We start from the raw sequence: 11,668 nt of genomic DNA, 5'->3' as shown, positions 1-11,668 counted from the left end.
CTGTCAGTAGCCGCTGTCGTCGTAGAGCGCACCGCCGCCACTCTCGTCGAGACCGGTATCCAGCTCGTCGAGATTATCGACCCCCAGTCCACCACGGGGGGAGTCGAGCTGCTCGGGCGGTGGCAGATCACGACTCGGCACATCGCCGCTTTGCTCCAGCGGGCTCGGCCCGTCCATGCCCAGCTCGGAGAGGGTATCGTCCACCCGGGGATTGACGTTGTCCTGAGCGCTGATATCCAGCGAAACCGCCTGATCGGCGCTCAGATAGTTGTTGAGCACCTCGAGGGTATCGACATCCAGCACCCCCGCCTGCTGGCGCAGGCTGAGCATGTTGAGAACGTAGTTGTAGCGTGCCTCGGCGTAGTTGGCGATGGCGGAGAACAGACTCTGCTGCGCCTGCAACACGTCGACGATGGTACGAGTGCCGGCCTGATAGCCGTTGCGGGTGGCAATCAGTGCACTGCGGCTTGATTCGATAGCACGCTGCTGGGCCTGCACAGTCAGTACGTTATTGACCGACTGGGCGTAGAAGGAGCGCACCTGCTGAATAGCGCTGCGCAGCGCCGAGGTCTGCTGGTACTGGGTCTGCTCAAGCGACCAGGTGCTCTGGCGCACCTGAGCGCTGGTCGAGCCGCCGGTATAGATCGGAATGCTGGCCTCGACGCCGATCTGATTCTCCTCGTTGTGACCGCGCAGCGCGTCACGATTGTTGTCGCTGTAGCTGTAGTTGGCAAAGGCCGATACGGTGGGCAGGTGACCGGCGCGCGAGACATCAAGGCGCGACCGCGCTATCTCGACACCGGCACGAGCGGCCAGTACATCAAGGTTTTGCGTCGAGGCCATATCGACCCAGGCCTGTGGCGCGCTCGGCTCGGGTCGCTCGACGGGCATTGCTTCGGTCAGACCGTCGATGCTTGCGTACTGCTTGCCGGTGAGCTGCTCGAGAGCTTCGAAATTGACCCGCAGGGTACTCTCCTGAGCGATGCGCTGGGCGCGGGTCAGATCAAAGGTGGCCTGCGCCTCGTAAACATCGGTGGCCGCCACGATGCCGACATCGAACTGCTGGCGTACCTGTTCGAGCTGACGCTCAACCGCAAGCTCTTCGGCGCGAAGGGTATCCAGTAGCTCCCTGGCGCGCAGCACCTCGAAGTAGGCCTCGGCAACGTTGTAGAGCAACTGCTGGCGATCAGCGCGCAGGGTGAGTGCCTGCTGGGCCGTCTGGCGCTCGGCGGTTTCGAGCTGATACCAGTTGGTGGCATTGAAAAGCGACTGAGTGGCCTGCAGCTGTACCGATTCGCCAACGTAGTTGTCATCACCGCCGCTCGCGGCAGCGCCGCCCGATGCACCACCGCCCCCGGCGGCACCGGCACTGCTGCTCTGCGACGACATGGTGTCGTAGCGGGTCACCGAGCCGGTGGCACTGATCTGCGGCAGCAGGTCACCACGCTCGATATCCTCGCCGGCCCGGGTGCTCTCGAAACCCGCGCGTGAGGCGGAAAGATCGGCGTTGTAAATCAGTGCATCACGGGCAATCGACATCAGATCCGCGCCCTGGGCCTGACCGGCCAGTGAAACAGCAACCAGCAGTGGCAGTACTCTGAATTTACGCATCGGGGAATTCCCTATGGGGGACCACGGCATCTGTCCCGGGTTCGAACCTTTGATATGTTGCCACCGGCTGCGCCGCGCCGCCGGTTCAGACAGCCGAACAGTATGGCGCACGGGTGTTTTTTAACCTGCCCTTGCGGCAACCGCTCGGCGTCGATGTGGTGGGCGTGAGCTTATCACAGATTGCTTCTTTACATACATCCCTGAATGTTTAGCGCGACCAGGTCTTGCCGCTTATCGCGACACAAAAACAGCGCCCGCAGGCGCTGCTTTTGTCATTGGACGGCACGATCAGCGCCCCGGACTGAATGTTCCGGATCACTCGAAAATGGAGTCGAGCGATAGCCCCTGCTTTTCGAGCATGCGGCGCAGCTTCTTGAGCGCCTCGACCTGAATCTGGCGCACACGCTCGCGGGTCAGGCCGATCTCCTCGCCCACCTGTTCGAGGGTGGCGGCCTCGTGACCGCGCAGGCCGAAGCGGCGCACGACCACTTCCATCTGCTTCTCGCTCAGCTCGCCCAGCCAGTCGTTGACGTGGGCCTTGACGTCGAAGTCAACCAGGTCGGATTCCGGGCCGGCTTCGTTTTCGTCGGCCAGGGTATCCAGCAGCGGCTTGTCGCTCTCGGCGCCAACCGGATAGTCAACGGAGGAGATGCGCTCGTTGAGCCCCATCATCTTCTTGACGGTTTCCACCGGCTTGTCGAGATAGTTGGCGATGTCGTCGGCGGTAGGTTCGTGATCGAGCTTCTGAGTCAGCTCGCGCGAGGCGCGCAGATAAACGTTGAGCTCCTTGACCACGTGAATCGGTAGACGAATGGTGCGGGTCTGGTTCATCAACGCCCGCTCGATGGTCTGACGAATCCACCAGGTGGCATAGGTCGAAAAGCGGAAGCCGCGCTCGGGGTCGAACTTCTCGACGGCACGGATCAGGCCGAGATTGCCCTCTTCGATCAGATCGAGCAGCGTCAGGCCGCGGTTGAGATAACGACGGGCGATTTTGACCACCAGTCGCAGGTTGGATTCGATCATGCGCTGACGACCGGCGGGATCACCCTTGCGGGCGAGACGTCCGAAGTGGACCTCTTCTTCCGGTGTCAGCAGTGGCGAAAAGCCAATTTCGTTGAGATAGATCTGGGTGGCGTCAAGACTCTGGTGATACTGACGTTCTTCACGATTGAGGGCTTTTTCGAAGGCGTCGTCACCACTTTCCTTGTCGCTATCCTCGAGCGAGAGTTCGTTTTCGCTTTCATCGAACTCAACGTCTTCGTGCAATCCCTGTTCAACAACGCTCATGTCGACTTCCCCTTTTCGTCTGAGGCTCCCGCAGACCGCTGTACGGCGCGGGGGCTCATCACACTATACGCTCGCCCGTCACGGTCGAGCATCTCCCTGGTACTCAGCGATCCGGCAGATACTGCAGCGGATCCCGAGGCTGGCCATCCTGGCGTATTTCGAAGTGCAGCTTGACGCTATCAGCGTCGGTCGAGCCCATCGTGGCGATGGTCTCACCCTGTCTGACAACATCGTTTTCCTTGACGTTCAACGTATCATTGTGCGCATAGGCGCTGAGAAATTGATCGTTGTGCTTGAGGATGACGAGGTTGCCGTAGCCGCGAACGCCGTCGCCTGCGTAAACGACGATGCCCGGACCGGCTGCTTTGACAGGTTGACCTTTTTGCCCGGCGATATCAATCCCGGCGGTGATATTTGTCTGGTCGCTGAAATTGCCGACGACCCTGCCCTCGGTAGGCCACTGCCAGTTGATGTTTTCAGCCGGCGTGTAGGTGCGATCGGAGCGGTCATTGGCGCCACCACCGGCCACCGCGGTGCCGCCGGTGTCCTGGCCGCTGCTCTGCCGGCTCGAACTCGAGCCGGGCGCGCCGCCGCCCTGGCTCGTGGCACTGCTGCTGCGAGTAGCGCTGTCGTTGCGGCCAGCGGCACTCTGGTTACCTGAACTCTGGTTACCTGAACTCTGGCCGGCGTTACCGCTCTGGCCGGCGTTGCTGCGGCTCTGATCGGCGCTTTGAGCGCTGCTGCCCGAGGCGCTCCCGCCACTACCGGAAGTGCTGCCACTGCCGCCTCCAGCGGTCGCTGCGCCGGCTGCGACACCCGCCGCTCCTGATGCGCCGCCGGCTCCCTGAGCGGCGCCGCCATCGGCACTGCTGCGGTTGCGCTCGATGGCGCTATTGTCCGGCGCCAGCCAGCTATCGTCACCGCCACTGCTCGCCCCGCTGTCACTGCCGTTCATGGCGATCGCCCGAGTGCCGCTGCCGCCGGTCGTTGCGCCCGAGGCGCCAGCGCCACTGTCGGCAAGCGAGGCATTCTGGCTGATCCGCAGCGCCTGCCCGGGGTCGATATCATAGGGCGGCTGAAGGTTATTGAGCTCGGCGATACGCCGATAGTCGATGCCGGTTTTCCAGCCGATCGAATAAATAGTGTCACCGCGCTGAACGTGATAAATGCCCTCGGCCATCGCGTTCTGGTTGAGCGAGGCCTCCTGCACCGGCGGCGGGCCGCCGCCTTGTGCACACCCTCCCAGTGCTCCCAGCAGCACCAGCGAACCGACCATGCCGAGTCGATAGAGAGATCGCGATGGCAAAAAAGATGTGCTCCACATATCCCTGTCCCTGCTCCTTTGACATTCCGTTTCCAGCAATCCGCTACTTCGACACCCGGCGCGCGCTGTCGCTCCCGTTGGGCGCCTGCGGCCGGTCGCTGCCGCTGCGCTCACCGACCAGTACCACCAGCGCAAAGCCCACCAGCATCAGCGCCAGCGCCCACCACAGCTGGGCCGGCTGGCCGGTGATGGCAGTGAAGGACCCAGGGCTCAGCAGATTGTAACCCAGCGGCACCACCTTACCGTCGCCGGTCATTTCATAGCTTGAAAGCGTCCGCCACGGCCACAGCACCGGCAGCGAGCCGACGATAAAACCAATCAGAAGATACAACGTCGTGGCGTAGTGATGCCTGAATAGCCATGACAACAGCCGCGAGAAGGTGAAAAGCCCGACCAGGCAGCCTAACGCGAACTGCACGAGAATGGCGATATCGAGACCGCGAATCGCCTCGATAATGGTGTCGTACATGCCCATCGTCAGCAGCAGAAAGCTACCCGACACCCCCGGCAGCAGCATGGCGCTGATGGCAATCGCGCCGGCGACGAACAGCATCAGCGAGCCGCCGCCCGAAGGCAGTATAACCGGCAGATAGTGGGCCAGCAGTGCGCCCAGCAGAAGCGGCAGCACAAAGCCGATGCGCAGGCGCTCCACCCGCCGCGACACCACCACCGCCGAAGCCGCCACCAGGCCGAAAAAGAAGGCGTTGAGCAGCAGGGCCTGATGTTCCAGCAGATAGCCGATCAGATGCGCAAGGCTGGCGATACTGACCGCAATACCGCCCAGCAGCGGCAGCAGAAAGGCAAGATTGAGATGCACAGCAAGACCGCGCAGGCCGCCTTCCCGTAGCGCCTTGAGCGCCGAGGGGCCGAAGCGGCGCACGGTCTCGATCAGCTCCCGATAAATACCGGTCACGAAGGCGATAGTGCCGCCGGAAACGCCCGGCACGGCATCCGCCGCACCCATGCCCATGCCCTTGAAAAAGAGCGAGAACGGCCTTTTCACTTATTCTACTCCCGTCTGTAGCGGCACGAAGCATACCGGCTCGAGCCTTTTGATCGAGGGCGCATGGCGGGTACGCACGATGCGCGTCAGCCACTGCTCGCCGTCCGGGTCGCCCAGCGGGGCGATAATCACACCGCCGATTCTGGTCTGATCGATCAGCGCCGGTGGCACCTGCGGTGCCACGGCGGTCAGCATGATGGCGTCGAAGGGCGCCGCCGTCGGCCAGCCCTGGCAGCCGTCGCCGTGTTCGAGATGTACCCATGGCGGACCCAGCAACTCGAGACAGGCGCGCGCTCGCCGCGCCAGGCTGGCACTACGCTCGATGGAGTAGACCCGTGCCACCAGCTCGGCCAGCACCCTTGCCTGATACCCCGAGCCGGTACCGACCTCCAGCACGCTGGCGGGATTATCGGCAATCGCCAGCTCGGTCATGCGCGCGACCATGAAGGGCTGCGAAATGGTCTGCCCACCGCCCAGCGGCAGCGCCGTATCTTCATAGGCGCTATAGCCCAGCGCTTCGTCGATAAAAAGATGACGAGGCACCCGCGCCATGGCCTCGAGCACGCGCTCATTGACGATACCGCGCTGCCTCAGTCTCTCGACCAGCTCCTCACGGCGACGCCGTCGCGACGAGATCATGAGCGCCGCTCGCCACGACTTTTGACGCCGCAGACGGCCCCGTCGATATCCACTGGGCCGCTGTCAGCCATGCCGGTGCGAAGCGGTCAGGGTGTCCAGCCAGCCCTGCACCGCGTCGATGGCGCCAAAACGCGTGAGGTCGGTCTGGAGCGGCGTGATCGACACGAAGCCCGCCTCGATGGCGGCAAAGTCGGTATCACTGCCGGTATCGGCGCTCTCCCCGGAAGCGGCAATCCAGTAGCGCGTCCGCCCGCGCGGGTCGGTCATCCGGTGCGGCTGACTACCCGTGCCGCGCTGGCCCTGGCGGGTAACGCGGAATCCCTGGATCTCTTCCCAGGGCAGATCGGGCACGTTGACGTTGAGCAGGCTGCGTGGCGGCAGCGCCAGCTGCTCCACCGCCCCCAGCAGGGTCGCCGCCACCCGGCCGGCGGTCTCGAAGTGGTGCTGCCCCACCAGCGACATGGCGATCGCCGACAGTCCCAGCGAACGCCCCTCCATGGCCGCCGCCACCGTACCCGAATAGAGCACGTCGTCGCCCAGGTTACCACCGTGATTGATCCCCGAGATGACCATATCGACGCTTTCGTCGAACACGTCGCTGACGCCCAGATAGACGCAGTCCGCCGGCGTGCCGTCGACGCTGTAGAAGCCGTTGTCCATCGGTGTCAGCGACAGCGGCCATGCCAGCGTCAGCGAATTGCTGGCGCCGCTGCGGTCACGATCGGGGGCGATGACGCGCAGCCGCGCCTGACCTTCGAGGGCGTCGTAGAGCGCGCGAAGACCCGGCGCGTGGACGCCGTCATCGTTGGAGAGCAGCAGCTTGCGCATGGACAATCCTTTTGGTGAAGACAGTTCGTAAAAACTCGGCGTAAAAGCAGTATGCATGAAGACATCGAAAGCGACCGGATGTTACAGACCGGGCGCCACGACAAGTTCTCTCAGCACTGCGGTGGCGAAGCTGCCGCGCGGCAACTCGAAGCGCAGCCGCGCGCACTCGCCCTGCGACGCGATGGCGGTATTCGCCAGCGCCACACGCAGCGCACGCCGTGCCGGCCGGGCACCGGCGGCCTCGATGCCGCTCACCAGGCCAGCCTCCTGCTGCGCTATGCGGCGCTCGAGCGCTGCCGCTTCGCCGTCGCTTTCCGGCGATCCAATGCCCCACAGCGGCCCGGTGGGGTGAATATCCAGCGCCGCCAGTCGGCGCCGCAGGTCATCATCCAGCACGCCGGCGGCAAATTGGCTGGCGCTACCGGCAAGGTTGAAGATGTCGCCGTCGAGCCCCCGGCACCAGCTGGCATCGGCAATGCGCTCGGCCAGCAGATTATTGAACACCAGGCTGCGGGCGCTGGAGAGCAGCAGGCCATCGCGGTCACGCTTTTTGCGCCACCCCTGCGCCAGCAGCGCTCGCGCCCGCGCTATATTGCTGCCGCCATGGCCGAAGCGCTGCGGACCGAAGTAGTTGGGCACGCCGCCCTCGCACAGCTGGGCAAAGCGCGCCGCCAGCGAACCGGCCGCCACGGCCTCGCCCCCCTGACCACCAGACTGAAACGGTTGGCGCGATGCACGCCGCGCTTCAATTTGCGCGGATGACGCCGCCACTGCAAAAGCCGCACGCTGTCGTTCTCGATCAGGGCGGCGGGATCGGCCGGCAGGGCGTGCCCGTCGAGCGCCACCGACAGCCACTGTCGGGTAATGGCAGTGTGATCCTTGAGACCGCTGACGCCGATATCCCGCGGCGCCACCTCGAAACAGTGGCTCAGGTGGCGCACCAGTTGGGGCGTGGAGAGTGCGCGTTTCTCGCACTCGAGCCATAGATGTTGGCCCTCGCCTTCGGGCTCGAAAGGCAGCACCTCTTCGACCCGAAAATCCTCCGCCGATTCGCGAAAGCGGCCACCATGGGGCGGCGTCCCCAGCGCGCGCGGCCAGTCGGGCAGTGCCGGTTGTTCGCTCAAGGTCATGAGCCGGCGATCAGCAGGGCGACCGCCTCGGTCGCAATGCCTTCGCCGCGGCCGGTAAAACCGAGTTTCTCGGTAGTGGTGGCCTTGACGTTGACGCAGCCGGCATCGACACCCAGATCGGCGGCGATCGCCTCACGCATGGCGTCAACGTGCGGTGCCATCTTCGGTGCCTGGGCCAGAATGGTGACATCGACGTTGAGCGGCGCCAGACCACGTTCATCGAGCAGCGCCACCACCTGGCGCAGCAGGTCGCGACTGTTGGCACCGCGCCAGCGCTCGTCGCTGTCCGGGAAGTGGCGGCCGATATCGCCCAGCGCTGCCGCCCCCAGCAGGGCGTCGCTGAGGGCATGCAGCACCACATCGCCGTCGGAGTGGGCGACGAAGCCGTGCTCGAAGGGCACGCGCACACCGCCCAGCATCAGATGATCGCCGTCGCCGAAGCGGTGAACATCAAAGCCGTGGCCGATACGCAGCCGGGAGAAGTCGGCGGAACTCATGGGGAAACTCCTTGCAGCGGCGTCTTCGCCTCCCGCTGGGCCCGCAGGATCAGCGCGGCGAGCGCCAGATCTTCCGGATGGGTAATCTTCAGGTTATCGCTACGCCCCTCGACCAGGGTTGGCGCAAGCCCCAGCCGCTCGACGCCGGCGGCCTCGTCGGTCATCGCCACACCCTGTTCACGGGCGCGCTCAAAGGCGGCGCGCAGCACCCCGAGGCGAAACCCCTGCGGCGTCAGGGCGCGCCACAGCCCGTCGCGCGGCACCGTGGCCGCGACCCGGCCGGCGCCGTCGGCGTGCTTCAACGTATCGGTTACCGGGGTTGCCAGCAGCGCCCCCGCCTCGTTCGATGCCACCGCGGCATAAAGGCGGCGCAGATCCTCCACCGTGACGCAGGGGCGGGCCAGATCGTGGACCAGCACCGGCTCGTCGTCGCCAACGCGCTCGCCCAGCCAGCCGACCGCCGCGGCCACCGAGTCGGCGCGCTCGGCGCCGCCATCGATACGGCGCCAGTCGGCGAACGGCACCATGGCGTCGTCGAACCAGCGGTCGTGGGGGTCGAGACAGAGCAGCAGGCGCCCGTGCGGAAAGGCGTCGTGAAGGCGCGCCAGCGTATGCGTCAGCACCGGCCGGCCGTCGAGTTCGAGATACTGTTTGGGGCAGTCGGCGCGCATACGGGTACCGCGACCGGCGGCGGGTACGATCAGCCAGGGGGCGAGGCTCAAGGCGCCTCCCCGCTGCCACCTTCGGCGGCAATCTGATCGATGACGCTTTCGCCGCCCTGGTCGGCGCCCGGGGGCGCCACCTGCGGCGGGTTGTTGCTGGCGCGCTGGCTGGGCACCCAGTAAAACTGCTCTTCGTTGCGCACCATACCAAGATCGTTACGGGCACGCTCTTCGATGGCATCGAGACCGCTTTTGAGATCCACCACCTCGGCCGCCAGACGATCATTGCGTTCGGCGAGCACCTCGTTGCCGGCTGCCAGCTGATCGGCACGCGCCTCGACGCGGCCGTGCTCCAGCAGGCCGCCTTCGCCGATCCAGAGGTGATACTGCAGCGCTGCCACTATCAACAGCAGCGCCAGGGAGAGCCATTTGAGCATCCGGAGTCCGTAGGGTGATCGTTATGGGCGGAGATTATGCCATCCTTGCCGAACGACTTTAATCCGAACCGTTATGCCGCCTCCTCGAGAGGGCTTTTCAGGGCTGACCGTCGATGTTCTGACATGCCCTCTTGTGTCGTACTCGGTGATGAGACTACCAGCGGCGAATCACGCCATCGTGCAGCGGATAGTCCGCCAGCGCCCGGTCGCCGGCGAGGCCGTCATGACGGCGATCGGCGAAAAAGTGCTCGAGCGTCAGGGTAACCGTCGAGAAGGCCAGCGACGCCCAGGGAATCTCCGCCTCGCTGAAAAGCCGCACTTCGAGGCTCTCCGGCCCGGCGGCAAAAGCGGGCTCGCGCTGCGGTGCCAGGCGGGCCAGATAGATCATGTAAACCTGATTGATATGCGGCAGGTCGACCAGGGTGTAGAGCCCACCCACCTCGATCTCGGCACAGGCCTCCTCGCGGGTTTCGCGAATCGCCGCCTCGCGGGTGGTTTCGCCGTTTTCCATGAAACCGGCGGGCAGCGTCCAGTAGCCCTCACGGGGCGTGATCGCGCGGCGACAGAGCAGTACCCGGTCTGCCATGATCGGTAGACTGCCGGCCACGATGCGTGGATTCTGGTAGTGGATCGTGCCGCAGTTGTCGCATAGATAACGGGGGCGGTCATCGTCCATCGGAATGGCAAAACGCACCGGAGCGCCGCAGTGGCTGCAAAAGTTCATGATTCCCTCGATCACCGGCTCTCTGTTGTCGGGGCGGGTTGCCGAATGCACTACGCTACCCTGCCGCCCGCAGCGCTGTCGATTGGTGAATGCTCCGGAGAGGGCTGCCTGTATGACGCCAACGGGCCAATCGATGGCGCGCAAGAGAAACGTCATGCTTGAACAAGCCATCGCCCGACTGCATCGCTACCGGCCGCAGCGGCTGGCCGACCACTACCCGCGCGCCGCGGTACTGATGCCGATCGTCACCCATGACGCCCCCACTCTGCTGCTGACCCGGCGCCACGCCCGGATGCGCTCGCACGCCGGCCAGGTGGCTTTCCCGGGCGGCAAGCGCGACCCCGGCGACGTCACCCTCGAGGCCTGTGCGCTGCGCGAAAGCGGCGAAGAGGTAGGGCTCGCCGCCAACCGGGTGCAGATCATCGGCCGGCTCTCCGAGCGCCTCTCCGCCAATGGCATGGCGGTCACGCCCTTCGTCGGCCTGATCGCACCGCACTCGACGACGCTTGCCAGTCCGAACGAGATCGAGGCGATCTTCGAGGTCGCACTTGCCACCCTGATGAACGACCCGCGCCAGCATACCGATGTTATCCAGCGCGGCGACACGCCGCTCTACGTGCCCAGCTACCGTATCGGCGAGCACTGCCTGTGGGGGCTGTCGGCGATGATGGTGGTAGAACTGCTCGATGTCGCCTTCCACGTCGATATTGGTCTCGACCGCTATCCGGCCGGCTCGCCGCTGCGCCACCCGGGGCGTAAAACACCGCCGCCCCTGTCACGAGGTTGACCGCCATGACCGACCGTTACCCCCCTTCATCGCCACCGAGCGGCGAACTGCAGGCCAACGAACGACCGCAGGCCGCGCGCATCGAAGCGCTGATCGACGACCTGGCTCACCGGGGCTTCAGCTATCAGACCCGCTTTTTCGATGCGTCGCTGATCGATGCGCTGATCGCCGAGCTCGACGCCCTTTACGAAGAGGACGCGCTCAGCGCTGCCGGCATCGGCCGCCTCGGCGAACACCAGCTTGCCACCCGGGTGCGCGGTGACGCCATCCGCTGGCTCGATCGCATCAGCCCGGCGCAGCGGGCCTATCTCGACCTGCTTGACGGGCTGCGCGAAGCAATCAACCGGGCGCTGTTCATCGGCCTGTTCGAATTCGAAGCGCACTTCGCCCGCTATCCACCCGGCGCCTTCTACAAGCGCCACCTCGACAGCTTCCAGGGCCGCGCCAACCGGGTCATCTCCACCGTCACCTATCTCAATCGCCACTGGCCCGTCGACGGCGGCGGCGAAATGGTGCTGTTCGAGCCTGTCGCCGCCGGGCCGGACGGTTTCGATCCCGAGGCGCCGGCGCGCGAGGTCGGCCGGGTGCGCCCCGAAGCAGGCACCTTCGTCTGCTTTCTCTCCGACAGCGTGCCCCATGAGGTACTGCCGACCCGCCTGCCACGCGCCAGCATCGCCGGCTGGTTTCGCCGCAATGCCTCCATGGGCGGCGTTATCGATCCATCGCGCTGAAGCCC

The 11,668-nt window shown here is 65.1% G+C and carries 14 protein-coding genes; 2 read left to right on the top strand and 12 right to left on the bottom strand.

Annotation, left to right across the window (positions count from 1 at the left end; translation table 11 throughout):
- Positions 1–3: 3 nt before the first annotated feature.
- From H146_RS18855 to H146_RS0107735, 12 genes are all read right to left on the bottom strand, one after another.
- Positions 4–1,611 (bottom strand): TolC family outer membrane protein, encoded by a 1,608-nt coding sequence (locus H146_RS18855; protein WP_019951317.1) that lies wholly within the window; start codon positions 1,609–1,611, stop codon positions 4–6.
- 315 nt (positions 1,612–1,926) lie between these two features.
- Positions 1,927–2,901 (bottom strand): RNA polymerase sigma factor RpoS, encoded by a 975-nt coding sequence (rpoS, locus tag H146_RS0107780; protein ID WP_019951316.1) that lies wholly within the window; start codon positions 2,899–2,901, stop codon positions 1,927–1,929.
- A 103-nt stretch (positions 2,902–3,004) separates the two neighbouring features.
- Positions 3,005–4,225 carry a peptidoglycan DD-metalloendopeptidase family protein gene (locus tag H146_RS0107775; protein ID WP_245558702.1) on the bottom strand — a complete coding sequence of 407 codons (1,221 nt, stop codon included), beginning with the start codon at positions 4,223–4,225 and terminating at the stop codon, positions 3,005–3,007.
- 43 nt (positions 4,226–4,268) lie between these two features.
- Positions 4,269–5,228, bottom strand: coding sequence for a DUF368 domain-containing protein (locus H146_RS0107770; RefSeq protein ID WP_019951314.1), 960 nt, complete (start codon positions 5,226–5,228; stop codon positions 4,269–4,271).
- Positions 5,229–5,867: a protein-L-isoaspartate(D-aspartate) O-methyltransferase gene (locus tag H146_RS0107765; protein ID WP_019951313.1), complete on the bottom strand. Its 639-nt coding sequence runs from the start codon at positions 5,865–5,867 to the stop codon at positions 5,229–5,231. It abuts the gene before it with no gap.
- A 63-nt stretch (positions 5,868–5,930) separates the two neighbouring features.
- Positions 5,931–6,695, bottom strand: coding sequence for a 5'/3'-nucleotidase SurE (gene surE, locus H146_RS0107760; RefSeq protein ID WP_019951312.1), 765 nt, complete (start codon positions 6,693–6,695; stop codon positions 5,931–5,933).
- Positions 6,696–6,776: 81 nt separating this feature from the next.
- On the bottom strand, positions 6,777–7,385 hold the full coding sequence (gene truD, locus H146_RS22115) for a tRNA pseudouridine(13) synthase TruD (RefSeq protein ID WP_245558701.1): 609 nt from the start codon (positions 7,383–7,385) through the stop codon (positions 6,777–6,779).
- A complete protein-coding gene (truD, locus tag H146_RS22110) occupies positions 7,283–7,819 on the bottom strand; it encodes a tRNA pseudouridine(13) synthase TruD (protein WP_245558700.1) in 537 nt (178 codons plus the stop codon). Before truD (H146_RS22110) ends, truD (H146_RS22115) begins: the two co-directional genes overlap by 103 nt.
- A gap of 2 nt (positions 7,820–7,821) precedes the next feature.
- The gene (gene ispF / locus H146_RS0107750; RefSeq protein WP_026351835.1) at positions 7,822–8,298 is read right to left on the bottom strand and encodes a 2-C-methyl-D-erythritol 2,4-cyclodiphosphate synthase; all 477 of its coding nucleotides are present in this window, start codon (positions 8,296–8,298) and stop codon (positions 7,822–7,824) included.
- A gap of 20 nt (positions 8,299–8,318) precedes the next feature.
- Positions 8,319–9,044: a 2-C-methyl-D-erythritol 4-phosphate cytidylyltransferase gene (ispD, locus tag H146_RS0107745; RefSeq protein ID WP_019951310.1), complete on the bottom strand. Its 726-nt coding sequence runs from the start codon at positions 9,042–9,044 to the stop codon at positions 8,319–8,321.
- Positions 9,041–9,421: a cell division protein FtsB gene (gene ftsB / locus H146_RS18845; protein ID WP_019951309.1), complete on the bottom strand. Its 381-nt coding sequence runs from the start codon at positions 9,419–9,421 to the stop codon at positions 9,041–9,043. Before ftsB ends, ispD begins: the two co-directional genes overlap by 4 nt.
- 154 nt (positions 9,422–9,575) lie before the next feature.
- The gene (locus H146_RS0107735) at positions 9,576–10,145 is read right to left on the bottom strand and encodes an NUDIX hydrolase (RefSeq protein WP_019951308.1); all 570 of its coding nucleotides are present in this window, start codon (positions 10,143–10,145) and stop codon (positions 9,576–9,578) included.
- A gap of 154 nt (positions 10,146–10,299) precedes the next feature.
- On the opposite strand from H146_RS0107735, the gene H146_RS0107730 reads away from it, so the two are divergent.
- Both H146_RS0107730 and H146_RS0107725 read left to right on the top strand, forming a co-directional pair.
- Positions 10,300–10,932, top strand: coding sequence for a CoA pyrophosphatase (locus tag H146_RS0107730; RefSeq protein WP_019951307.1), 633 nt, complete (start codon positions 10,300–10,302; stop codon positions 10,930–10,932).
- 5 nt (positions 10,933–10,937) lie between these two features.
- Complete coding sequence (locus H146_RS0107725; protein ID WP_019951306.1) at positions 10,938–11,663, top strand: 2OG-Fe(II) oxygenase; 726 nt, start codon at positions 10,938–10,940, stop codon at positions 11,661–11,663.
- The last annotated feature ends 5 nt before the right edge of the window (positions 11,664–11,668 follow it).

Origin of the sequence: Kushneria aurantia DSM 21353, assembly GCF_000382245.1 — a bacterium.
In the GTDB taxonomy this organism is placed as follows: Bacteria; Pseudomonadota; Gammaproteobacteria; order Pseudomonadales; family Halomonadaceae; genus Kushneria; species Kushneria aurantia.
The sequence above is the reverse complement of the archived record's forward strand: the minus strand, read 5'-3'. Positions and strand labels throughout refer to the sequence as shown.